Consider the following 23389-nt stretch of genomic DNA (forward strand, 5'->3'; position numbering starts at 1 on the left):
AATGATTGTATATGCAACTATATTGTGCTGGAAGTTCTGCCTGCCCTTGTCGGGGCTCAGCCAAGGTCGCGTGGCTTGAGAAAATGGGTCAGTCGTGCTGCGCCGAACTGGAGGGCGTCCCAGGCGACGTCGATCTCGAAACGGGCGAGGCCAGCAGTCGAAAACTTCTCGGCCATGGACCGCATCGCCGTGCTGTCCGAACCGGGGCCGGCCAGCTCGCGGGCAAAGTCTTCGAGGCCAGGATTGTGGCCGACGATCAGCAGGCAACGCACAGAGGCAGGTGCCGTCTGCGCCTCCGCCAGCACGGCATCGGCAGACGCTTCGTAGAGGCCTTGTGGGAAATCGGCTGGGGGCAGGGGGCGCGGCCAGCCTTCCGAGGCAAGTTGCCATGTCTGCAGCGTACGGATTGCGGGCGAAACCAGCGCAAGATCCGGTCGCCAGCCGCGGCGGGCGATCTCCGCCCCCATCAGCGGTGCGGCACTTTCGCCGCGCGATGACAGGGGACGGTCGAAGTCGACGAGCTTAGGATCGTCCCAGCTCGATTTTGCGTGGCGCAGGAGAAGAAGTTGCCTTGTCCTTGCCATGCCGATCTCCCTTAAGGGGTGATGCGCGCCAGTTGTTCGAGGTCGATCTCTTCGCGCGCCGGCGTGGGCGCCGCGATGTGGTCCTGGCTGGTGGCGTCGGTGAAGCCGGAGAATGCGGTCCGGTTGCCGTCCATCCGCACTTTGCCTTCGGCGAACAGCTTGAGCGCCAACGGATAGAGCCTGTGTTCGGCCTTGAGCACGCGGGCCGAAAGCGCCGGCTCGTCGTCGTCGATCAGCACCGGAACGGCGGCCTGGGCGATGATCGGCCCGTCATCCATGGCGGGCGTGACGAAGTGCACGGTGCAGCCATGCACGCGGATGCCGGCTTCGAGCGCGCGGCTGTGGGTGTCGAGGCCCTTGAAGGAGGGGAGCAGCGCGGGATGGATGTTGATCATCCGGCCTTGCCACTTCTCGACGAAACCTGACGTCAGAAGCCGCATGTAGCCGGCAAGTGCGACGATCTCGGCGCCGAAGGTGGCAAGTTCGGTGTCGATCGCCCGGTCATGCGCATCCTTGCTGGCATGGTCGGCGCGGGTCACCACCTTGGTGGCGATGCCGCGACTGGCAGCGATACCCAAGCCCTTGGCGTCGGCGTTGTCCGAAATGACGCCGACGATTTCGGCTGGAAAATCCGGATCCGCTGCCGCGTCGATCAGCGACGCCATGTTGGAGCCGCGGCCGGAAATCAGGATGACGGTGCGTCGGCGCTGGATGGTCATAGGGCGAGCGCCCCGCGATAGATGACGCCGGCGTCGCGGCGCGGTACGATGCGGCCGATGGGGGCGACGGTCTCGCCGGCCTCCTGCAGCACGGCGGCAACCTGGGCTGCCTGGCCGGCGGCGACGACCGCGATCATGCCAATGCCGCAGTTGAAGGTGCGCATCATTTCTTCAGGAGCCACGCCGCCGGTCTTGACCAGCCAGGAGAAGACGGCGGGAACCTCGATGGCCGACAGGTCGAGTTCGGCCGAGAAATCCTTGGGCAGCACCCTAGGGATGTTTTCTGGGAAGCCGCCGCCGGTGATGTGGGCCAGCGCCTTGATGCCATGGGTCTCGCGGATCGCCTTGAGCAGCGGCTTGACATAGATGCGGGTCGGCTCGAGCAGCGCTTCTGCCAGCGTCGGGCCGTCGGCGAACGGCGCGCGGTCGGCCCATTTGAGGCCGGAATGCTCGACGATACGGCGGACCAGCGAATAGCCGTTGGAATGCACGCCCGAGGAAGCAAGGCCGAGCAGCACGTCACCTTCGACCACGTCGTCGGTGGGCAGCAGCTGGCCGCGCTCAGCAGCGCCGACGGCGAAACCTGCGAGATCGTAGTCGTTGCCATGGTACATGCCGGGCATCTCGGCGGTTTCGCCGCCGATCAGGGCGCAACCTGCCTGGCGGCAGCCTTCGGCGATACCGGAGACGATATCGGCGCCCTGGTCGGGGTCGAGCTTGCCGGTGGCGAAATAGTCGAGGAACAGCAGCGGCTCGGCGCCCTGAACGACGATGTCGTTGACGCACATGGCGACGAGATCGATGCCGATGGTGTCGTGCTTGCCGGCGTCGATGGCGATCTTCAGTTTGGTGCCGACGCCGTCATTTGCCGCGACCAGGATCGGGTCGGTGAAACCGGCCGCCTTGAGATCGAACAGGCCGCCGAAGCCGCCGATCTCGCTGTCGGCGCCTGGCCGGCGCGTCGAACGCACCAGCGGCTTGATCTTTTCCACCATCAGGTTTCCGGCGTCGATGTCGACGCCCGCCTGCGCATAGGTGAGACCGTTCTTGCCTTCGCTCATCGTCAGATCCTGATGCCGTGCGCCTTTTGGGGCGCTATTCGCATGAACGGCCCGTTCCCGCAAGCAAATGAGGCCTTCCACCATCATAAGGGGTTTCAAAGCCGTGGACAGAGGGAAGCGCGGCTGCCGGTCACTTGCGGCGGCCGACGCTGTGGCCCATCTATCGTAAAACAAGGACGGGACAGGGCAGTGACAATTCCGAACATGATCACGATCATGAGGCTCGTTCTCGTGCCTTGCGTGATCTATGCCATGATATCAGGCAGTTGGGACTGGGCTTTCGCCGGCTTTGTCGTCGCGGGCGTCTCCGATGCCGTCGACGGCTTCATCGCCCGCCAATTCAATCAGCACTCCAAGCTCGGCGCCTATCTCGACCCGATGGCCGACAAGCTGCTCCTGGTCAGCGTCTTCGTCGTGCTCGGCATCATGGGCCACCTGCCGCTATGGCTGGTGATCCTGGTGGTGTCGCGCGACGCGCTCATCGTCTGCGCGGTGTTGTTGTCCACTGTCATGGGCAACCCGGTGGTGGTGAAGCCGCTGATGGTTTCCAAGATCAACACCGCAGTTCAGATCGTGCTTGCGGCGATCGTGCTCGCCCAATTGTCCTTCGAGTTCGGCCTTGGCCTGTTGCTCCCGGCGTTGATAACGGTGTCCGGCCTCTTGACCGTCGCTTCGGCGGCGGCCTATCTCGTCGCTTGGCTGAGGCATATGAGCGGCTATGGCGAAGGCGAAACTCCCGATCGATAACGAGGCGCTGGAAGCTGCTGCAGCGGCGGCCTTCCGTAAGCAGATCCGCTTCTGGCTGATCACGGCCCTCCTTTTCGTCGCGTTCCTCTATCTGTTCAGCAACATCCTTCTGCCCTTCGTGGCCGGCATGGCGCTTGCCTATTTCCTCGATCCGGTCGCCGACCGGCTGCAGCGGCTTGGACTGTCGCGCCTGATGGCGACCGTCGTGATCCTCATCTGTTTCATCGTCATTCTGACCCTGGCGCTGGTGGTGCTGATCCCGGTACTCGCCTCGCAGATGGCGGATTTTGCCGCCAAAGTGCCGGGCTATGTCGAAAAGCTCCAGCAACTGGTCACCAACTTCAACCCGCAATGGCTGGAGCAGCGCTTCGGCGTCGACGCCGCCGGCTTGCGCGAGGGGCTGAACTCTCTCCTGAGTGCCGGCTTCGGTTTCCTCACCACCGTCTTCAAGTCGATCTGGAGCTCGGGTGTGGCGCTGTTTTCCATCGCCAGCCTGTTTGTGGTCACGCCGGTCGTCGCCTTCTACATGCTGCTCGACTGGGATCGCATGGTATCGGTGGTCGACAGCTGGATCCCTCGCGACCATGTCGGGACCGTCAGGCAGATCGCGCGCGACATCAACACCGCCATTGCCGGTTTTGTCCGTGGCCAGGGCACGCTCTGCATTATCCTCGGCATCATCTATGCTGTCGGCCTGACGCTGACCGGCTTGAACTTCGGCGTGCTGATCGGCCTCTTCGCCGGCCTCGTCAGCTTCATCCCCTATGTCGGCTCGCTGCTCGGGCTGGTGCTCTCGGTGGGCGTCGCCGTCGTGCAGTTCTGGCCCGACTGGACCATGGTCGTGGCCGTGGCCGCCGTGTTCTTCGTCGGCCAGTTCATCGAGGGCAACATCCTGCAGCCTCGCCTCGTCGGCAAGAGCGTCGGCCTCCACCCGGTCTGGCTGATGTTCGCGCTTGTCGCCTTCGGCGCCATGTTCGGCTTCGTCGGACTGCTGGTCGCCGTTCCCGCCGCAGCCGCCGTGGCCGTCCTCGTCCGCTTTGCCATCTCGCGCTATCTGGAGTCGCCGCTCTATCACGGCCATGCGGGACACGCTCCCGCCGCCGGGCCTGACGACTCCGGCCCGGAAAAATGACCATGACCAGCGCGCCCGAAAAACCGCGCCAGCTGCCGCTCGACCTCGGTCACCTGCCGGGGCTGTCGCGTGACGACCTGGTCGTCTCGCAGGCCAACATCCAGGCGGCGGCCCTGATCGACCGCTGGCCGGATTGGCCGTCGCCCGTGGTGTTGCTGGCCGGCCCCGCGGGTTCGGGCAAGTCACATCTGGCGGCGATCTGGCGCGAACATGCTGGTGCGATCCAGCTCCGCGCATCCGATATCGTAGCCCATGTCGGCGAAATCGGCGCGTCACCCGTGCTGATCGACGACGCCGACCAGGGCAAACTCGATCAGGACGGGCTGTTCCATCTCATCAACACCGTGCGCGGCGCCGGCTCGCACCTGTTGCTGACCGCGCGCAGCTTTCCGTCCGCCTGGGGCGTGACGCTGCCGGACCTCGCCTCGCGCCTCAAGGCAGCGGCGACCGTCGAGATCGAGGAACCTGACGATCTTCTGCTGGCCGGCGTCATCACCAAGCTGTTCGCCGACCGGCAGGTCGAGGTCGAGCCGCATGTCGTGCAATTCCTCGTTCGCCGCATCGAGCGGTCGCTGTCCACCGCCATCAACATCGTCGAGCGGCTCGATCGTGCCGCGCTTGAGCAGCAGACACGCATTACCCGAACGCTGGCCGCCGAGACGGTCAACGCCCTCGACGCAGGGCAGGGCGAACTGGAACTCTGAGCCCTCAGGTCAGGCGCGTGTAGAGCGCCTTGGCTCCAAGCAGCACTGCCAGCAACGTGACGTTGGAAATCAGCCCCACGCCGACCGCAAACGCCTTGGCGATGTCTTCGGACGAGCCGAAGCTGTACGGAATGAGCACCGCCACGAAGACGACGCCGAGCACGATCGGGATCCAGCGGTTCAACGTCGGCGCGGTGTTGGCGGCCGTCAGCAGCAGCGCGGCGAGCAGGCCGATGCGGAACGGATCGATGAGCTGGGCGAGATAGAGGTCGAGAAACGACAAAGCGAAGGTCCTCCCCGGGGCCAGTTGTGCAGCTCACCCACGCGATGTCGAGTAGGCACTTCGTCTAGAGACCACTTACCCTGCGGTGCCCGGTAAGGTGATGCCAAGCAGCAGGCGAACCAGCGAGGACTGCTTCGAAACCCCCGATTTGGCAAAGATCGAGCGCAGGTGCGAGCGCACCGTCTCGCGCGCTATGCCGAAGTCGACGCCGATGGCATCGATGGACCGGCCGTCGGCCAGGGCCGAGGCGATGCGCGCCTCGCTGGGGGTCAGGTCGAACAAGGCCTGCAGGACCTGGGCCGAGGGAGCTCCAGGCCCGGGCATCGGCATGATGACCAGGATGCTGTGCATGCGGCTGAAGAGATCGTGGGCCGATCCGCGCACCGGCAGAAGATGGGCGACGCTGGCCGGCTTCTCGTTTGCGCCGACAATTGGAAACGATTGCACGATGTCGCGGCGGATGCCGGTGGCCAGTGCCGACAGCGCAGTGCCGAGCAGGGCATCGGCCTTCTTCTCGGTGATCTCCAGCCTTTCGGCGCCATCCCTGACGGTGGTGGGAATCAGCTCGTGCATCATCTCGTTGCAGGCGAGCAACTGTCCGCGTCCGCCAAGCACGGCTGCAGGCAGGCCCAGCGCCTCCAGCGCCTCCGCGCTGGCGCGCGCTTTCTCCAGGCCGAGGCGAGCGCTGACCATTGCCGCACGCGCGATGTGGGGGCGCATCCGGTCGAGCGCGTCGACATAGTGGCGCTCGAACGGGCCGCGATCGGTCTCGCGCTCGAGGTTGAACGACAGGACGTCGCCGGTCGGGATGGGGATATGCGTGCCGGCCGCCCAGCCGATGCCTCTCGGGCGCAGGAAATCGCGATAGATCGGCTCGGTCTCGAGTTCGTCGGCGCTGAAGGCGTCGAGGTCAGTGATGAAGCCGGGATGGGCGATGGCCGAGGCCCGGGCGGCGCGTCCGTTGACCGCCATCCAGCCTTCACGCATGAAGGCCTCGACATGCGGCGCGATCGCCTCCGAGGCGACATAGGCCGAGGCGCCCTGGCTGATTGTGAACAGATAGCCGCCCATGCCTTCGACGGCCAGCGCCAGCCCATCGAGCAGCGCCGGCCACTTCTCCGGAACGAAGGATGCCTCGTAGATTTGATCGATGAATTGCTCGGAAAGCTCCGCCAATCGCCCGCCACTCCCGCCCAGTGGATGATCTGCCGAAGTCGAACCGTTCGATTTCGACTGATCTTACGCCATTGCTATAAGCTGGCGTATGATTCCAGGCAAAACCGGATTTGATTTCTGCTGTTCACAATTGGGCAGAGCGGCGACTTTTCTGCCTTGATCAAGATCAAGCGCACCGGCGCAAAATGAGCTGCACATAGTGTCTACCGCCCGGCGTAACGTGCCCGTCTGATCGGACCGATCGTCCCAGGCCATCCAGCGGGATCATTTATTAGCTCGAGGGTGAAGCATCGTCCGGATCGACTATGCCGATGTCCCAGAGGTCGTTGTAATCATGTCCGTTATGACCACCCGGGATGAGCGCAAGCGCAAGTCTGGGCTCGGGAAGCCAGCATCGAGGGGAGGAAGTCGATGAAGTGGTTTCACAGCTTCATATCGGTAAAGGCCGCTGTTGCGCCCTGCCGCGCTTTGCCAGTTCCTGAAATAGGCATTGGGTGTCCTTGCTCTGTCGTCTGAACGGACGCGACACAAGTAATTTCTTGATACCGAAATTGAGAAGAAGCGCAATTGATATTGCCTGCGTATTTCTGAGGAAATTTCAAAAAATGGATGAAGCAATACGTCATAGTGGAATGGATTTGATCAACGAATACGTCGATTTTATCTCAAAGGAATTTGAACGAATTTTAGCGCATGACGCAAATTTTTCTGGCGTGAGGGCGGCTTACGTCGTGCCGAACCTCCTCGGCAAAAGCGGCCTGCAACTACGAGCCGATGGCCTTGGTGACAGCCGTCTTCCCGATGGTCGTGGGGTTGATCTCGCAGGCCTCGCTTCACAGTTCATTCACGCCCTCGCTGCCGAGGCTTCGAGGTTGGCGAATGAGGAGGGGAGATCTCCGGGGCAGCCCGAGGTCAAGCTTCCGCTTCTCGGCCAAACTCGCAGTGCCGATCTCGAATCGTCGGTCATCGAAGACTGGGCCGGTCGCGTTGCGGGTGCGACTTATCTCGAAGGAACCCTTCGAATACCGCGATCGACCCTGCACCGGTGGCACCGCTGCAACGAGGTCGTTGCATTGAGGAAGGGGCGCCAGCGCCACGTGTATCCGTTGGCGCAGTTTGTAGACGGCAGGCCCGCTTCCGGCATTCGGGAAGTGCTTCAGCAGATTCCCAATCCAAGGAACGCATGGTTCTGGATGGTGCAAGCGTCTCCCGAACTCAATGGCCGCACGCCGATCGAATTGCTGCGCCAGGATATTGTCACGGAAGTAGTTTTGGCTGCCGAGAAGTATTCAGAAGCAAGACCGATTTGAATTGTTCCGTTTGTGCCATTCGTGTTGTTGGTTCTATTTGTCTAAATTATGGTTGAATTTATATCACGTGCTTATCATATCGATGTAATCGAGTGGCGATTTTCAGAATATAGATTTGAAATATTTGAAATGGTGTGAGAGCGATAATTGCGGATGTGATTTTTTCTTCACTTCTGGTCGCCGAAGTCACGGATCGAAATCTTTTTCCGTGTCGTCACATACGAATTACCTATTGAGGTTAGATAATGAATATTAGGGAGATTTTGCTCGGTTCTGCTGCTGCGTTGCTCGCGGTCTCGGGCGCTCACGCAGCTGACGCAGTTGTCGTCGCTGAACCGGAGCCGATGGAGTATGTTCGCATCTGTGACGTCTACGGAGCGGGCTTCTATTACATTCCCGGCACCGAGACCTGCCTGAAGGTCGGCGGCCTGGTTCGCTATCAGATCGACTGGAAGGACACCGATGACGGCTGGAGGAAGTATTCGGCTGCCCGTCTGAAGCTCGATGCCCGTTCGGAAACCGAATACGGCACGTTCCGTCGCTACATCGAACTGCATTGGCAGAATGACGGTGGCACGTATGGTCCCGGAGGCTATTCCGACGCCACTGACATGTGGATTCGCTATGCTTACTTCGAGCTCGGCGGTCTGACGGTCGGTCGCACGGATACGCTTTTCGATGGTGGCGTCGATGGCGAGTTCGATAAGGGCGGCGGCACCTTCGTCAACCAGGTCCGCTACACCTTCAATGCCGGCGAAGGCATCGCGGTGTCGGTTGGCCTCGAAGAAGAAGGCACCAATTTCGACTACGTCCCGCTCGTCACCGGCAAGGTGTCGATCGCTCAAGGTTGGGGTTCGGTCAACCTCTACGCTGGCTACGACGATCGCTTCTCGGAAGTCGCCCTCAAGGGCATCGTCAACGTCAAGGCAACCGACGCTCTGACCCTTCAGGCGATCGCTACCTATGAAACGGGTGCGACCTGGTTCGGCCTGCTTGCTCCGTATTCCGGCTATGAGTGGTCGGTCGGCGGCTACGCGAAGTACCAGATCAACGCCGGCCTGTCGGTTGGCGCTGGTGGTCAGTACTTCGGTGATCGTCATGTTGGCAACCCCGCCATCGGCCAGACCATCGACCTCAACGCCAATGACTGGGCTATCGGTGCAGTCGTCGACTACAAGATCGTCGAGAACCTGAATGCCAAGCTGGCCGTCAACTACAACGATGGCGACAGCTATGCAGACGGTTCGTTCAGCGGCTTCCTGCGCCTCGACGCATCGTTCTGATTGCCTTCCAGGATAAGCAGTGCAAACCCGGCGGTAACACGCCGGGTTTGTCCGTTTGTGCCCTTAGCTGGGGCGACATGTCGATCGGTGCGCGGCGCTGGAATGCTCGTGCTGTATGCGAAAAAGCCCGCGCCGAATGGGGATACGACGCGGGCTAGCTAGGCTGGCTCGGGTGCATTCGGAGGGCGCCTGCACCCGACACAGGCGATCATAGCCAAATCCGACCAGCACTATTTGCGCTGAATCAAACTGCAGCATGCTCGGCAGAGAGCAGGCGGCCGCAGATTAGCGGAGCTTCTGGAGCAGCGAATGTCGGGGAGAATTGGCGAAGCTGGGCGCCTCGGTGTTGCAAGCTGGTCGGAGTGGCAGGATTCGAACCTGCGACCCCCTGATCCCAAATCAGGTGCGCTACCAGGCTGCGCTACACTCCGGGCCGTTGCGACGCCGTGCCTAGTGGCTTCCGGTGGACAAGGCAAGGGCAAAAAAGCGAAACATGAAGCCATTGCACATGAAGCGACGTTCGCCGGGACGCCTCAGCCTTGCAGTGGCTGCGATTGCACAGTATTGACGGCGCATCTGGATGTCCGCGCCGCTGCGCGGAATCGTCGAAGAGGTTTGTGATGTCCGCGCGAATTTTCAGCCCTGCCAAGACCGCCATGCAGTCGGGCAAAGCCAAGACCGGGCACTGGGTGCTCGAATTCGACGCCGAGAAGCCGAAGAAGATCGATCCGCTGATGGGCTACACCAGCTCCGGCGACATGAAGAGCCAGATCAGGCTGACCTTCGAGACCCGCGAGGAAGCGGTCGCTTATGCCGAGCGCGAGGGCATCGCCTTCCGCGTGCAGGAGCCGAAGGAAGCCAAGCGCCGGCAGATTTCCTACTCGGATAATTTCCGTTTCGACCGCAGGATACCCTGGACGCACTGACGTCCGTCCTGCTGCAGCCGGCCCGGTCGGGCTGGCTTGCGGTCCCGTAGCTCAGCTGGATAGAGCACCGGCCTTCTAAGCCGATGGTCACAGGTTCGAATCCTGTCGGGATCGCCACCCTCTTCTTTCACGCAACTTTGCAACGAGTGCCCTTAGCGCTTGATGCGCTGCCTGTCGGGCAGGCCGTCATGGTCGCCCAGAACACGCCGCGGTGCGTCTTCCCACCAGTCATCACGAACTGCTTTGCGCTCCAGATTGCGTGGATAGACGATGCGGTTCTCGGCCTTGTTGGCTTCGCCGACCACCAGAAGCCGCACCTCGGCGTCGCTGTTGTTGAGGAAGCTGTGTGCCAGCCCGGTGCCCGCCGGGAAGCCGACGGAATCACCCGGCTTCAAACGGTGCAGGTTGCCATCAAGCCAGACGTCAGGCTCGCCCTCCAGCACGTAGACGAACTCTTCTTCCAGGCTTTCGGCGTGCGGGAAGGACGTGCGCCGGCCTGGTGGAAGCCGGACATGATGGATGCCCAGCCGATGCAGGCCGAAATGCGCGGCAAGTGACGCACCGATGCCCCGCAATTCGGTGGTGCCTGCGAATGTGTCGCCGTCCGGACGCTCGATTTCGGTCCAGTGGGCAATCTCGGTGGGGCGGTCGGACGTTGTCATGTCGCACCTCCAGAAATGTCGGCCGGTTCTGGCCGCTCAGGCTGTCATCGGCAGAGACGATGTTTGTCCGACCTTATTCCGCCGCGTTCGCTGCGGACAGCCCGGCGGAAATGTCTTGCTTGAGGTCGGCAATATCTTCGAGGCCGATCTGCAGGCGGATGATCGGTCCCTCATACGGGCCATTGGCCACCTTGCGGTCGGCGACGCTGACATGCACGGCCAGGCTCTCGAAGCCACCCCAGGAATAGCCGAGGCCGAAAATTTCGAGCGCATCGAGGAAGGCGTGCGCCTTCTTCTGTCCGCCGCCTGACAGCACCACCGAGAAGATGCCGCTCGAGCCGCCGAAGTCGCGCTTGAACAGCTTGTGGTCTGGGTGGCTTTCGAGGCCCGGGTGCAGCACGCGCGAGACGCCTGGCTGGCCTTCGAGCCAGCGCGCGATGTCGAGCGCGCTCTTTCCATGATGGGCAAGGCGGACGCCCATGGTGCGCAGGCCGCGCAGCACCTGGTAGACGTCGTCGGGGCCGGCACAGCAACCGAGCGTAACGAACGCCTCGCTGAGGCGCGGCCAGCATTCGGCATTGGCCGAAACAGTGCCGCTCAGTACGTCCGAATGACCGGCCGGATATTTGGTGGCGGCGTGGATGGTGACGTCGACGCCGAAATCGAGCGCCTTGAAATAGAGCGGCGTCGCCCAAGTGTTGTCCATCATGACGATCGCGCCCACCGCATGCGCCGCCTTTGATATGGCCGGGATGTCCTGGATCTCGAAAGTGTTCGATGCCGGCGATTCGGTGAACACCACCTTGGTGTTCGGCTTGATCAGCGCGGCGATGCCGGCGCCGACATGCGGGTCGTAATAGTCGACCTCGATGCCAAGGCGCTTGAGCATGGTGTCGGCGAAATGACGGGTCGGATAGTAGACCGAATCGGTGATCAGGATGTGATCGCCCGAAGACAGGAAGCCGAGCAGGGGGATGGTGACCGCCGCAAGGCCCGAGGGTACGGCGATGGTTCCGGCCGAACCTTCCAGTTCGTCGATGGCTGCGCAGAGCGCGTCCGTCGTCGGCGTGCCGCGGGTGCCATATGTGTATTTTTGATCACGCGCCGCCATCGTCGCAGCGTTAGGGAAGAGAACGGTCGAGGCGTGCACGACCGGCGGATTGACAAAGCCGTGAAAGCCGTGTGGATCGTTGCCTGCATGCGCGAGCCGCGTGTTGACGCCTTTGATCCTACCGTTGTCTCGAGACATGAATCCGCATCCTTTCAGCGAAGACGCCAGCCATAGTGCGCCGAACAAACAGGCGCAATCGCCGCGGCCGCGGCTTCGGCTGGGCCAGATCTGGCCGGGCGGCGTGTTCGGGCGGTTGGCCGGCACCATAGCCTTTTCCTGGCGCCGCATGTGGCGATCGCCGGTGGGAGCGCCCGAGCCGGTGTGGACCCGCCAGCTGACGTTGCTGGTGCTCTGTGGTGCGGCTGCGGTCCTGCTGCTGTTTCCGTTCGATGCGCGCGTGATGGACTTCATGCTGTCGCATCGCAACCGGCTGATGAGCTGGCTGGCCGAGGCGAGCCAGACCGGCAAGTCGGAGTGGTATCTGGTGCCCGCCTTTGTGGTGTACCTGGCATCGGCGACAGCGGACTGGAAGGGCAATGGCTACCGCGTCAGGTCGCGACTGGTGGTCATCTTCGGCCAGGCGGCATTCATGTTCGGCGCTGTGGCCATCACCGGCATTGCCGTCAACGTTGTGAAGATCATGGTCGGCCGGGCCCGGCCGTGGATGTTCGGCGAATTCGGCGCCTACCATTTCGACCCGTTCGTGGTGAACAAGTATTTCACCAGCTTTCCTTCCGGTCATTCGACCACGCTCGGCGCGGTTGCCGCCGTGCTGATGATCTGGTTTCCGCGCTACTGGCTGCCGATCGGCATCGCCGGGCTGGTGTTTTCCAGTTTCCGCGTGCCAGCCGTGGCGCATTATCCGTCGGATGTGGCCGCAGGCTTCCTGTTCGGCTTCGTGCTGACCGTGGTGATGGCGCGATTCTTTGCCCGGCGGCGCGTCGGTTTCCACTTGCGTCCGGGGCAAACCTTGCCGGTCGCAACCGGTCTTCGGCAAAGAAAACGGCCGCTCGCCCAAGTTTGAAGCATATTGCTGCTTGCGTCGTAACCTGACGCCACGGAAGCGATTTCCGATGCTCTTGTATGTTGGTCGTATGGCCGGCTTTATTGCTTGACCTGATAAGAATTATCGCCTTCGATGCACTGGTGAACCGGACTGCAGCAAAAGCGCGCCGCCAGGACGCGCAATCCGGAAATGGGCCGGACAGGGGATGCTGAGTTCACAAATTCAAAAAGACAGGCACCAAGCCTGGAAAAACAGAAAAGGGTTCGTGGGTCATGAAATACATCATTTCGGGGATTCTCGGGGCGGCTGCACTCGGCGCCATGGCAACCTCGGCTTCGGCTGACACGCTTTCGGACATCAAGGCCAAGGGTTTCGTCCAGTGCGGCGTGAGCACCGGTCTGGCCGGCTTCTCGGCGCCGAACGACAAGGGCGACTGGACGGGCCTGGACGCAGACTTCTGCCGCGCAGTGGCTGCGGCGGTCTTCGGCGACGGCACCAAGGTGAAGTTCACCCCGCTCTCGGCCAAGGAGCGTTTCACCGCTCTGCAATCGGGCGAAATCGACCTTCTCTCGCGCAACACCACCTGGACGATCAACCGTGACACCGCACTCGGCCTGAACTTCGCCGGCGTCACCTATTTCGACGGCCAGGGCTTCATGATCAATGCCAAGAAGCTGCCGGGCGTGAATTCTGCGCTCCAGCTGTCGGGCGCAGCCGTCTGCGTGCAGACGGGCACGACGACCGAACTCAATCTCGCCGACTACTTCAAGGCGAACAAGATGGAGTACAACCCGGTCGTCTTCGAGAAGCTTGAAGAGGTCAATGCCGCCTATGACGCCGGCCGTTGTGACGTCTATACGACCGACCAGTCGGGCCTCTACGGCATTCGCCTGACGCTTGGCTCGCCGGACGACCACGTCGTCCTGCCCGAGATCATTTCCAAGGAGCCGCTCGGACCGGCTACTCGCCAGGGCGACGACAAGTGGTACCACATCGTCAAGTGGACCTATTTCGCACTGCTGACGGCGGAAGAGCTGGGCATCACCCAGGCCAATGTCGAGGAGATGAAGAACTCGGGCAATCCTGAGATCAAGCGCGTGCTCGGCACCGAGGCAGACACCAAGATCGGCACCGATCTCGGCCTCGGCAACGACTGGGTCGTCAACATCGTCAAGGCCGTGGGCAACTACGGCGAACTGTTCGAGCGCAATGTCGGCCAGGGCAGCCCGCTGAAGATTGCCCGCGGCATCAATGCGCTCTGGACCAAGGGCGGTCTGCAGTACGCACCGCCGATCCGCTGATCCGAAGTCTGATCCGGAAGGCAGGTCTCCTGCCTTCCGGTTTCTCTATCAGAGGGACTTCTGATGGCTACGCAGGACATTCCCCATGGCGTAGGGGGCGGCCGCGCGTCGCTACTCTATGACCCGAAGGTGCGCGGCATCTTCGTTCAGGTCTTGGTTATCGCGGCGCTCGCCGCGCTTATCTGGTGGATCGTTGGCAATACGGTTGAAAACCTCAAGCGTGCAAACATCGCTTCGGGCTTCGCTTTCCTCAACGGACGTGCTGGCTTCGACCTCAGCGATACGCTGATCGCCTACGATTCCGACTCGACCTACAAACGTGCGTTGATCGTCGGCCTGATCAACACGGTCGTCGTTGCAGGAGCAGGCATCGTCACGGCCTCGATCCTCGGCTTCGTCATCGGCGTCGGGCGGCTTTCGAACAACTGGCTGATCCGCAAGATCTGCACCGTCTATGTCGAGCTGTTCCGCAACATTCCGCCGCTCCTGGTGATCTTCTTCTGGTATTTCGGTGTGCTTTCGGTGCTGCCGCTGCCAAAGGAGAGCATCGAGCTGCCCTTCGGCTCCTATCTCAACAGCCGCGGATTCTACTTCCCCAAGCTGATGTGGGGGGAGGGCTCATGGCTTATCGGCGTGGCATTCCTCTTGGGGGTTGCGATGTCGATCTTCGTGGCGCGTGCGGCGAAGCAAAGGCAGATGGCGACCGGCCAGACTTTCCCGGTGCTGTGGACGTCGATCGCCTTGATTGTCGGCCTGCCGCTCCTGGCGCTTGTCGCGACCGGCTTTCCGGCGAGCTTCAACTTCCCGCAGAAGTCTACTTTCAATCTGACCGGCGGCATGCAGATCAAGCCGGAGTTCCTGTCGCTCTACCTCGCCTTGTCGTTCTACACGGCCGCCTTCATCGCCGAGATCGTGCGCGCCGGCATTCGCGGCGTGAACCGAGGCCAGAGCGAGGCATCGGCGGCACTCGGCCTGCGTTCGGGTCCGACGCTCAGGCTGGTGGTCATCCCGCAGGCGCTGCGCATCGTTATTCCGCCACTGACCAGCCAGTTCCTCAACCTGACCAAGAACTCGTCGTTGGCGATTGCCATCGGTTATCCCGATCTGGTCGCCGTGGGCGGCACGGTGCTCAACCAGACCGGTCAGGCGATCGAGATCGTGGTCATCTGGATGGTCGTCTATCTCGGCCTCAGCCTGATCACGTCTGCCTTCATGAACTGGTTCAATGCCAAGATGGCATTGGTGGAAAGGTAAGGAGGCGGACATGTCGCAAAACGACCTTAGCTACGTCCGCACCGAAATGGCGCTGCCGCAACCGGCGCCGCCACGGGAGCGCGGACCGATCGCCTGGATGCGCAAGAACCTGTTTGCCAATCCTTACGATTCGGTCCTCACCATCATCGGCCTGCTGATTGTCGCGTTTATCGTGCCGCCGCTGGTGGACTGGGCGCTCATCCAGGCTCAGTGGACCGGTACCGACCGCACCTTCTGCGCCACGGTGGCACAGGGCGGTATTCAGCCTGAGGGCTGGTCCGGAGCCTGCTGGGCTTTCGTCAACGCCAAGTTCGGTCAGTTCATGTTTGGTCGCTATCCGCTCGACGAGCGCTGGCGCGTCATCCTGGTGGCGATCCTGTTCGTGGCGCTGCTTGTGCCGATGATGATCCCGCGTGTGCCGCGCAAGGGCTTGAACGCATTCCTGCTGTTCCTTGCGTTGCCAGTGGTCTCGTACTTCCTGCTGGTCGGCGGACGCTTCGGCCTGAACCATGTCGAAACCCCGCTATGGGGCGGCCTGATGGTGACGCTGACGCTGTCCTTCGTCGGCATCGTGGTGTCGCTGCCGCTGGGCATTCTGCTGGCGCTCGGACGGCGCTCCAAGATGCCGGTGGTCAAGATGCTCAGCGTCATCTTCATCGAAACCGTGCGTGGCGTGCCGCTGATCACTGTGCTGTTCATGGCCAGCGTCATGCTGCCGCTGTTCCTGCCTGCCGGCGTCAGCTTCGACAAATTCCTGCGGGCGCTGATCGGCGTGTCGCTGTTCGCCTCGGCCTACATGGCGGAGGTGGTGCGCGGTGGCTTGCAGGCCATCCCGAAGGGACAATATGAGGGGGCCGATTCGCTCGGTCTCAGTTATTGGCAGAAAACCGGGCTGATCATCCTGCCGCAGGCGTTGAAGCTGGTGATCCCCGGGATCGTCAACACCTTCATCGGCATGTTCAAGGACACCAGCCTCGTCTACATCATCTCGATGTTCGACCTGCTCGGCGTTGTCAGGCAGAACTTCTCGGATGCAGCCTGGGCCTCTCCGCAGACCCCGGCCTCGGGCCTCGTCTTTGCGGCCCTCGTATTCTGGATGTTCTGTTTCGGCATGTCGCGCTATTCTATCTACATGGAACACCGGCTAGATACCGGTCACAAGCGCTAGGATAAGAAAAGGGGGAGAGGCCTATGGCCACCGAAAACGCAGTCAGCGCAGACGAACTGAAGGTCGATCGCGCCAAGATGCATATCTCGACGACGGATGTCGCCATCGACATCGTCGGCATGCACAAGTGGTATGGCGAGTTCAACGTTCTGAAGGACATCAACCTCAAGGTCATGCGCGGCGAGCGCATCGTCGTCTGCGGCCCGTCGGGCTCGGGCAAGTCGACCATGATCCGCTGCATCAACCGTCTGGAAGAGCACCAGAAGGGCAAGATCATCGTCGACGGCAAGGAACTGACCAACGATCTCAAGAAGATCGACGAGGTCCGCCGTGAAGTCGGCATGGTGTTCCAGCACTTCAACCTGTTCCCGCATCTGACGATCCTGGAGAACTGCACGCTGGCGCCGATCTGGGTGCGCAAGACGCCGAAGAAGCAGGCCGAGGAGCAGGCGATGCACTTCCTGCGCCGGGTCAAGATCCCCGAGCAGGCCAACAAATATCCCGGCCAGCTGTCGGGCGGCCAGCAGCAGCGCGTGGCGATCGCACGCTCGCTGTGCATGAACCCGCGCATCATGCTGTTCGACGAGCCGACCTCGGCGCTCGACCCGGAGATGATCAAGGAAGTGCTGGAGACCATGGTGGGCCTCGCCGAAGAGGGCATGACCATGCTGTGCGTCACCCACGAGATGGGCTTTGCCCGCAAGGTCGCCAACCGGGTGATCTTCATGGATCAGGGCCAGATCGTCGAGGAGAACACCCCGGCCGAGTTCTTCGACCATCCGCGCCACGAGCGCACAAAACTCTTCCTCAGCCAGATCCTGCATTAGCTCTGGCAGCAAGCATCAAAAAGCCCGGCCCCACGACGGCCGGGCTTTTTTGTTCAGCTCAGGACATGGGAAGCGAGACGAGTTGGTGAGAAAGGCCCTTCGCATTCTGGCACGTATTGTGCTGTTGGTGCTGGCCGCGCTGGTTGTGGGCACCTTCATGCCCAGGCCCTTGCTGGGGCCGCTGCAGGGCGGGGCGCCTATCGAGGCTAGCCCACGCCACATCCTGGTGCTCACCAATCCGATCCACACCGACATCGCCGTGCCGATCGACGCCGCGGTGCTGCAACGGTTCGGCTTCCTGCGTGACAATGGCATCCAGACCGACCTGCCTGAGGCGCGCTATCTTGTCTTCGGCTGGGGCAGCAAGGCCTTTTACATCGGTACCCCGACCTGGTCGGAACTGAAGCTGGGGCCTGTTCTGGCGGCATTCACGCTCGACGACTCGGTCATGCATGTCGATCTTGCCGGCAACATCGCGCTGCCGCAGCCGACCGTCAGCCGATTTGACGTCAGTGACGCGGGATTTGAGGCGCTGCTCGCTTTCATAGAGGCGAGTTTTACCCGAGGGCCGAACGGACCGCAGTCGATCCCTGGTGTCGCCTATGGTGCGTTCGACGGGTTCTTCGAGGCGAATGGCAAGTTCAACGCATTCGCCGGCTGCAACACCTGGACCGCTGCTGCCTTGCGCAAGGCGGGGTTGACCACCGGCTGGTGGAACCCGCTGCCGGTGACCCTGAATTGGTCGCTCGGCCTCTACAACGCCCCGTCTTCGGCCCAGCCCGGCGGCGTCCAGCCATAGAGCCAGTCCATGTCGGCTGCGAGGCTATCAGGCGACTTCAGCTTCAGAAACAGGTTGCGCGCCAAGGCGACGGGGCCAGACGCATTCCAGGCGAAGTGGTTGAGCGCGCCGCGCCGTGCGACCTGGGCGACACGCGGCTTGCGGGCGGCCTCCCACTGGGACAGCGCCTGTGCTGTGCTCGTTGCCGAGGCGACCGCATCGGCGAGCATGTAGGCGTCCTCGATTGCCATCGCCGCACCCTGCGCCGCAAACGGCGTCATCGCGTGTGCCGCGTCGCCGATCAGCGCGATGCCGCCCGGTGACGTCCAGGGACGGCTGGCATCGACCGTATGCAGCGGCCAGATGGTCCAGGGTGCAGCCTTGTCGGCGAGTTCCGCCAGCTGGGGAGCAGCGTCGCGCATCGCCTGGCGCAACGCATCGGGCGATGTCTCGCCGGCCCAGTGTTCCGTGATCGCCCGTCCCGGGGTGAAGGCCGCGAGATTGATCGCGCTGGCGGCGCGGATCGGGTAGGCGACCAGGTGGAAGCCGCCATGCAGATAGGTCGTCACCATCTCGGGTGAGCTAAACGCAGCAAAGTGGCAGCCGGCATCACTGTCAGCCAGAAGCGTGGTGCGCCAGGCCAGCGAGCCACTGAAACGGCTCTTCTCGTTGGGGCCGACGAGGCGCCGGCTGTGCGACCACACGCCATCGGCCGCAACGAACAGCGAAGCGCTCACTTCTGAGCTGATGCCGTTCTGATCGAATGAAACGGTGATGCCGTCACTGCGAAGCTGAACATCGGTGACCGAAGTTCCGAGCGAAAGCTCGATGCTGTCGATCTCGTTGGCGCGTGCGAGCAGGGCGCTTTGCAGGTCGGCGCGGTGGGCGACGAGATAGGGCGCTTTCCAGCGGCGCTCGGCGGAAGCGCCGAGAGGCACACTCGCGCGCTCCTTCAGCGTCGTCGCGTCGCGCAGTACCACCGCTTCCGGCCGCACGGTCAAAGGAGCGACAATGTCGAGAACGCCGAGGCGGGAGAGGATGCGGGTCGCGTTGGGCGAGATCTGCAAGCCTGCGCCGACTTCTTCGAGCGCGGCCGCGCGCTCAAGGATGCGGACTGCAAAGCCGCGTCGGGCGAAGGCAATTGCCGCCGTCAGGCCGGCGATGCCGGCCCCGGAAATGACGATGTGTCGGGGATGCACGACCGCCGTGGTCAGGCCGCGCGGTCGACGACGTAGAGGCAGCCGGCCGGCTGGGTCTCTGTGGCCTTCAGCTGTGCCGAATAGCGGTACAGCGTCGAGCAGTAGGGGCAGACCTTTTCCGAGTCGGCGCCCATGTCTAGGAAGACGTGCGGATGGTCGAACGGCGGGTTGGCGCCCACGCACATGAATTCCTTCACGCCGATCTCGATCACGGCGTGTCCAGCATCGTTCTGGAAGTGGGGGATGGAGCCGCCAGCCATGGAGTTTTCCCTTCTAAGGAACGCTATTGAGGAGGCTTTGTATCATAAGCGCCGCGTTTGCAAGATGCTGAAATGAAACTGTCGCAATTGCCTGTCAGAGGATAATCTGAGCCGGATAAGCGGCGGCACGCGGCATAGGGGAAGGGTTGCAGATGAATCAGTTGAAGCCGGTCCATACCGATTTCGTCAATGACAAGTCGCGGACTGAAGGCGCCGACGGCAACCCGGACCGTTTCGTCAATCGCGAGTTTTCCTGGCTGCAATTCAACAGGCGCGTGCTGGAGCAGTCGCAGAACCCCAATCATCCGCTGCTCGAGCGCGTCCGCTTCCTGTCGATCTCGGCTGCCAATCTCGACGAGTTCTTCATGGTGCGCGTCGCCGGCCTGGCCGGACAGGTGCGCGAGGGGATCACCATCCGCAGCCCCGACGGCCGCACCCCGGAGCAGCAGCTCGAACAGCTGCTGCTCGAGGTCGAGCGCCTGCAGGAAGACCAGCAGAAGAGCCTGTCCAACCTGGCGGAGCTGCTGAAGGCCGAGGGTATCGAGACGATCTCGGCAGGGGCGCTCACGAAGGAAGAACGGAAGTGGCTCGAAGACCACTTCATGGAGCAGATCTTTCCGGTGCTGACGCCGCTTTCGATCGACCCGGCGCACCCGTTTCCGTTTATTCCCAATCTCGGCTTCTCCATCGCCCTGCAGTTGCGCCACCGCAAGGGCGGCGAGGAAATGACGGCCTTGCTGCGCCTGCCGGTTGCGTTGCGCCGCTACATCCGTCTGCCCGACCGCAAGCACGCCGTGCGCTTCATCCCGATCGAGGAAACGGTGAACCTGTTCATCGGCAAGCTGTTCCCCGGCTACGAGGTGAAGGGCTCGGGTACGTTCCAGATCATCCGCGACAGCGACATCGAGGTCGAGGAAGAATCCGAAGACCTGGTGCGCCTGTTCGAGACCGCGCTGAAGCGCCGCCGTCGCGGCTCGGTGATCCGCATCGAGTTCGACAGCCAGATGCCTGCCGAGTTGCGAGAGTTCGTCGCCAGCGAACTCGGCGTATCGTCCAGCCGCGTCAGCGTCCTGAGCGGTCCTTTGGCGATCAGCCAGATCTCCGAGATCGTTGCCGTGCCGCGCGACGATCTCAAGTTCCCGCCCTTCAATCCGCGTTTCCCCGAGCGTATCCGCGATCATCGCGGCGATTGTTTCGCGGCGATCCGCGAAAAGGACTTCGTCGTCCATCACCCGTACGAATCCTTCGACGTGGTGGTGCAGTTCATCAGGCAGGCAGCGCTCGATCCCGAGGTCGTGGCAATCAAGCAGACGCTGTACCGTACCTCGAACGACAGTCCCATCGTGCGTGCGCTGATAGATGCGGCCGAAGCCGGCAAGTCGGTGACCGCACTTGTCGAGCTCAAGGCGCGCTTCGACGAAGAGGCCAACATCCGCTGGGCCCGCGATCTCGAGCGTGCCGGCGTGCAGGTTGTGTTCGGTTTCCTGGAGCTCAAGACGCACGCCAAGATGTCGCTGGTGGTGCGACGCGAGGACGGCCGCCTGCGCAACTACGTCCATCTTGGCACCGGCAACTATCACCCGATTACCGCGCGCATCTACACCGACCTGTCCTTCTTCACCACCGACTCGGCCATTGCCCGCGACGTGGCCCAGATATTCAACTTCATCACCGGCTACGCCGAGCCGGCAGAGGAAATGTGCATCGCGCTGTCGCCCTACACGCTGCGGAGCAGGATTCTCAAGCACATCGCCGACGAGATCGAGCACGCCCAGGCCGGCAAGCCGGCGCAGATCTGGATGAAGATGAACTCACTGGTCGATCCGATCACCATCGATGCGCTCTACGAGGCGAGCCGCGCCGGCGTCGAGATCGATCTGGTGGTACGCGGAATCTGCTGTCTCAGACCGCAGGTTCCCGGCCTGTCGGAGAACATCCGCGTCAAGTCGATCGTTGGCCGCTTCCTTGAGCACAGCCGCATCTATTGCTTCGGCAATGGCCACGGCCTGCCTTCGGACGAGGCCATCGTCTACATCAGCTCGGCCGATCTGATGCCGCGCAATCTCGACCGCCGTGTCGAATGCATGGTGCCGATCGCCAAGCATTCGACCGTGCACGAGCAGGTGCTGGGGCAGGTCATGCTGGGAAATATCATGGACAACCAGCAAAGTTTCGAAGTATTGGCGGATGGAACCTCACGGCGGATAACGCTCGACGAGGGTGAAGAGCCGTTCAATGCGCAGGAATATTTCATGACCAATCCGAGCCTTTCCGGACGGGGTGACGCGCTGAAGTCTCATGCGCCCAAGCGCATTGCCCAGTTCAAACGCCGCAAGAAGGCGGAGGCGACGGCCGGCTGATGGCAGAACTCTCGCAGGGCCGGCTCAAGGACCGCCGACCGCTGTCGATCATCGATATCGGCTCGAACTCCATTCGTCTCGTTGTTTATGAAGGGTTGGCGCGCTCGCCGACCCTGCTGTTCAACGAAAAGATGCTGGCTGGCCTCGGCCGCGGCATCGTCTCCACCGGCAAGCTCGATCCTGAAGGCGTGACCCGCTCGATGGAGGAGTTCCGGCGCTTCCGGGCGCTGTCGGAGCAGGCGGGTGCCGACAAGATGTATGTGCTGGCGACCGCAGCCGCTCGCGAGGCGGTCAACGGTCCGGACTTCATCCATCGTGCCGAGGAGGTGCTTGGCACCGAAATCCGCGTGCTGACCGGGCGTGAGGAAGCTTATTTCTCTGCGCTTGGTGTCATTTCCGGCTTCCATCCGGCTGACGGCATAGCCGGCGACTTGGGCGGCGGCAGCCTTGAGCTGGTCGACGTCAAGGGCGAGGAGATCGGCGAAGGCATCACCTTGCCGCTTGGCGGCCTGCGCCTGCAGGACATGGCCAAGAGCTCGCCGGTGCAGGCGGCCAAGATCGCGCATTCCGAGCTTGCCCGCGCCAAGCTGCTCAAGGGCGGGCAGGGCAGGACCTTCTATGCAGTTGGCGGTACCTGGCGAAATCTCGCCCGGCTGCACATGAACGCCACCAACTATCCCCTTGAGGTGATGCACCACTATCCGATGGATCCGGCGACCCTGGTCCCGTTCCTGAAGCAGGTGGCCCGCGGCGACATCGAAAAGGTCAAAGGCATCGAGGGCGTCTCCAAGAACCGCCGCACGCTGCTGCCTTATGGTGCTGTCGTGTTGCTGGAGATCATCGCGGCCATGCAGCCGTCGCAGATCGTCGTCTCGGCGCTCGGCGTCCGCGAAGGGTTCTTGTATTCGCTGCTCGAGGACGACGAGCGCCGCGGCGATCCGCTGATCTCGGCTGCTGAGGAACTGGCGCTGCTGCGGGCACGCTCGGTGCGCCACGCGCATGAGCTGACCGAGTGGACGAAGCAGTCCTTCGCCGCCTTCGGCATCGAGGAGGCCGAGGAAGAATCGCGTTATCGCCACGCTGCCTGCCTGCTTGCCGACATCGGCTGGAGGGCGCATCCCGAATATCGCGGGAGGCAGTCGCTCAACATCATCGCTCACGCCTCCTTCATCGGCGTCGACCATCCTGGCCGCGCCTTCCTGGCACTGGCCAACCTGTTCCGCCACGATGGCGTCTTCAATGACAGCTACGCGCCGGAGCTCAAGGAACTGGCGACGCCGCGCTATCTCGAGCGGGCGCGTATCCTCGGGGCGATGATGCGGGTGGTCTATCTGCTGACCGCCTCGATGCCCGGCGTCATGCCCAAGCTGCGCTGGGAAGACAGAGGCGGTGGGGTTTTGGCGCTGGTGATCCCGTCCGAGTTCGGCCAGCTTTATGGCGAACGTCCGGCCGGACGCCTGGCTCAACTCGCCAAGGTGACGGGCCGCCGTCTGGTGCTTGCCGTCGAGGATGGTCCAAGCACGGCGGTGAAGTAGCGG

23 protein-coding genes and 2 tRNA genes are annotated in these 23389 nt (G+C 62.5%); 15 read left to right on the forward strand and 10 right to left on the reverse strand.

The genetic code is table 11. The features are described 5' to 3' along the window. Nucleotides 1-56: 56 nt before the first annotated feature. Genes B015_RS0107935 through purM form a run of 3 tightly spaced genes read right to left on the reverse strand, consistent with a single transcriptional unit; the run spans nucleotide 57 to nucleotide 2364 of the window. The gene (locus tag B015_RS0107935; RefSeq protein WP_018427151.1) at nucleotides 57-584 is read right to left on the reverse strand and encodes a histidine phosphatase family protein; all 528 of its coding nucleotides are present in this window, start codon (nucleotides 582-584) and stop codon (nucleotides 57-59) included. An 11-nt stretch (nucleotides 585-595) separates the two neighbouring features. Further along, complete coding sequence (purN, locus tag B015_RS0107940) at nucleotides 596-1303, reverse strand: phosphoribosylglycinamide formyltransferase (protein ID WP_018427152.1); 708 nt, start codon at nucleotides 1301-1303, stop codon at nucleotides 596-598. Then, nucleotides 1300-2364: a phosphoribosylformylglycinamidine cyclo-ligase gene (gene purM / locus B015_RS0107945; RefSeq protein WP_018427153.1), complete on the reverse strand. Its 1065-nt coding sequence runs from the start codon at nucleotides 2362-2364 to the stop codon at nucleotides 1300-1302. The genes purN and purM overlap by 4 nt, the downstream gene beginning before the upstream one ends. Nucleotides 2365-2553: 189 nt before the next feature. Between purM and B015_RS0107950 the strand changes: the two genes are divergently transcribed. The 3 genes from B015_RS0107950 to hdaA are packed head-to-tail and all read left to right on the forward strand — an operon-like array spanning nucleotide 2554 to nucleotide 4947. Next, on the forward strand, nucleotides 2554-3111 hold the full coding sequence (locus tag B015_RS0107950) for a CDP-alcohol phosphatidyltransferase family protein (protein ID WP_026227016.1): 558 nt from the start codon (nucleotides 2554-2556) through the stop codon (nucleotides 3109-3111). Then, the gene (locus B015_RS0107955) at nucleotides 3083-4243 is read left to right on the forward strand and encodes an AI-2E family transporter (RefSeq protein ID WP_018427155.1); all 1161 of its coding nucleotides are present in this window, start codon (nucleotides 3083-3085) and stop codon (nucleotides 4241-4243) included. The genes B015_RS0107950 and B015_RS0107955 overlap by 29 nt, the downstream gene beginning before the upstream one ends. Nucleotides 4244-4245: 2 nt before the next feature. Next, nucleotides 4246-4947, forward strand: coding sequence for a DnaA regulatory inactivator HdaA (gene hdaA / locus B015_RS0107960; protein WP_018427156.1), 702 nt, complete (start codon nucleotides 4246-4248; stop codon nucleotides 4945-4947). Between the two features lie 4 nt (nucleotides 4948-4951). Here hdaA and B015_RS0107965 read toward each other — a convergent pair whose 3' ends face one another. Continuing rightward, nucleotides 4952-5230: a hypothetical protein gene (locus tag B015_RS0107965; RefSeq protein WP_018427157.1), complete on the reverse strand. Its 279-nt coding sequence runs from the start codon at nucleotides 5228-5230 to the stop codon at nucleotides 4952-4954. Between the two features lie 75 nt (nucleotides 5231-5305). After that, nucleotides 5306-6406 (reverse strand): helix-turn-helix transcriptional regulator, encoded by a 1101-nt coding sequence (locus B015_RS30600; protein ID WP_018427158.1) that lies wholly within the window; start codon nucleotides 6404-6406, stop codon nucleotides 5306-5308. Nucleotides 6407-7011: 605 nt separating this feature from the next. Here B015_RS30600 and B015_RS30605 point away from each other — a divergent pair. Together B015_RS30605 and B015_RS0107980 are read left to right on the forward strand one after the other, a co-directional pair. Next, the gene (locus B015_RS30605) at nucleotides 7012-7716 is read left to right on the forward strand and encodes an antitoxin Xre/MbcA/ParS toxin-binding domain-containing protein (protein ID WP_245262137.1); all 705 of its coding nucleotides are present in this window, start codon (nucleotides 7012-7014) and stop codon (nucleotides 7714-7716) included. A gap of 245 nt (nucleotides 7717-7961) precedes the next feature. Then, entirely contained in the window at nucleotides 7962-8999 is a 1038-nt protein-coding gene (locus B015_RS0107980) for a porin (protein ID WP_026227017.1), read from the forward strand. Nucleotides 9000-9353: 354 nt separating this feature from the next. Here B015_RS0107980 and B015_RS0107985 read toward each other — a convergent pair. Beyond that, nucleotides 9354-9430: transfer RNA gene (locus tag B015_RS0107985), tRNA-Pro, on the reverse strand. Between the two features lie 189 nt (nucleotides 9431-9619). On the opposite strand from B015_RS0107985, the gene B015_RS0107990 reads away from it, so the two are divergent. Further along, on the forward strand, nucleotides 9620-9925 hold the full coding sequence (locus B015_RS0107990; protein ID WP_018427161.1) for an ETC complex I subunit: 306 nt from the start codon (nucleotides 9620-9622) through the stop codon (nucleotides 9923-9925). Between the two features lie 40 nt (nucleotides 9926-9965). Beyond that, nucleotides 9966-10042: transfer RNA gene (locus B015_RS0107995), tRNA-Arg, on the forward strand. 35 nt (nucleotides 10043-10077) lie between these two features. Here B015_RS0107995 and B015_RS0108000 read toward each other — a convergent pair. Beyond that, nucleotides 10078-10587 (reverse strand): cupin domain-containing protein, encoded by a 510-nt coding sequence (locus B015_RS0108000; RefSeq protein ID WP_018427162.1) that lies wholly within the window; start codon nucleotides 10585-10587, stop codon nucleotides 10078-10080. Between the two features lie 73 nt (nucleotides 10588-10660). After that, a complete protein-coding gene (locus tag B015_RS0108005; RefSeq protein ID WP_018427163.1) occupies nucleotides 10661-11836 on the reverse strand; it encodes a cystathionine beta-lyase in 1176 nt (391 codons plus the stop codon). Between B015_RS0108005 and B015_RS32135 the strand changes: the two genes are divergently transcribed. The 6 genes from B015_RS32135 (at nucleotide 11835) to B015_RS30615 (ending at nucleotide 18053) form a co-directional block, all read left to right on the forward strand. Beyond that, nucleotides 11835-12722 carry a phosphatase PAP2 family protein gene (locus B015_RS32135; protein WP_018427164.1) on the forward strand — a complete coding sequence of 296 codons (888 nt, stop codon included), beginning with the start codon at nucleotides 11835-11837 and terminating at the stop codon, nucleotides 12720-12722. The genes B015_RS0108005 and B015_RS32135 overlap by 2 nt on opposite strands. Before the next feature lie 254 nt (nucleotides 12723-12976). Further along, nucleotides 12977-14005: an amino acid ABC transporter substrate-binding protein gene (locus tag B015_RS0108015; protein ID WP_018427165.1), complete on the forward strand. Its 1029-nt coding sequence runs from the start codon at nucleotides 12977-12979 to the stop codon at nucleotides 14003-14005. Nucleotides 14006-14068: 63 nt separating this feature from the next. Then, nucleotides 14069-15259: an amino acid ABC transporter permease gene (locus B015_RS0108020; protein WP_018427166.1), complete on the forward strand. Its 1191-nt coding sequence runs from the start codon at nucleotides 14069-14071 to the stop codon at nucleotides 15257-15259. A 10-nt stretch (nucleotides 15260-15269) separates the two neighbouring features. Next, the gene (locus B015_RS0108025; protein WP_018427167.1) at nucleotides 15270-16427 is read left to right on the forward strand and encodes an amino acid ABC transporter permease; all 1158 of its coding nucleotides are present in this window, start codon (nucleotides 15270-15272) and stop codon (nucleotides 16425-16427) included. A gap of 23 nt (nucleotides 16428-16450) precedes the next feature. Beyond that, the gene (locus B015_RS0108030; protein WP_018427168.1) at nucleotides 16451-17254 is read left to right on the forward strand and encodes an amino acid ABC transporter ATP-binding protein; all 804 of its coding nucleotides are present in this window, start codon (nucleotides 16451-16453) and stop codon (nucleotides 17252-17254) included. A gap of 85 nt (nucleotides 17255-17339) precedes the next feature. Then, a complete protein-coding gene (locus tag B015_RS30615) occupies nucleotides 17340-18053 on the forward strand; it encodes a TIGR02117 family protein (protein ID WP_051091951.1) in 714 nt (237 codons plus the stop codon). Here B015_RS30615 and B015_RS0108040 read toward each other — a convergent pair. After that, nucleotides 18008-19231: an FAD-dependent monooxygenase gene (locus tag B015_RS0108040; RefSeq protein WP_018427170.1), complete on the reverse strand. Its 1224-nt coding sequence runs from the start codon at nucleotides 19229-19231 to the stop codon at nucleotides 18008-18010. The genes B015_RS30615 and B015_RS0108040 overlap by 46 nt on opposite strands. An 11-nt stretch (nucleotides 19232-19242) precedes the next feature. Continuing rightward, the gene (locus B015_RS0108045) at nucleotides 19243-19491 is read right to left on the reverse strand and encodes a zinc-finger domain-containing protein (RefSeq protein ID WP_018427171.1); all 249 of its coding nucleotides are present in this window, start codon (nucleotides 19489-19491) and stop codon (nucleotides 19243-19245) included. A 152-nt stretch (nucleotides 19492-19643) separates the two neighbouring features. Between B015_RS0108045 and B015_RS0108050 the strand changes: the two genes are divergently transcribed. Next, nucleotides 19644-21851, forward strand: coding sequence for an RNA degradosome polyphosphate kinase (locus B015_RS0108050; RefSeq protein WP_018427172.1), 2208 nt, complete (start codon nucleotides 19644-19646; stop codon nucleotides 21849-21851). Then, a complete protein-coding gene (gene ppx, locus B015_RS0108055; RefSeq protein ID WP_018427173.1) occupies nucleotides 21851-23386 on the forward strand; it encodes an exopolyphosphatase in 1536 nt (511 codons plus the stop codon). The genes B015_RS0108050 and ppx overlap by 1 nt, the downstream gene beginning before the upstream one ends. Nucleotides 23387-23389: the final 3 nt, after the last annotated feature.

Source organism: Hoeflea sp. 108 (assembly GCF_000372965.1).
Classification (GTDB): Bacteria; Pseudomonadota; Alphaproteobacteria; order Rhizobiales; family Rhizobiaceae; genus Aminobacter.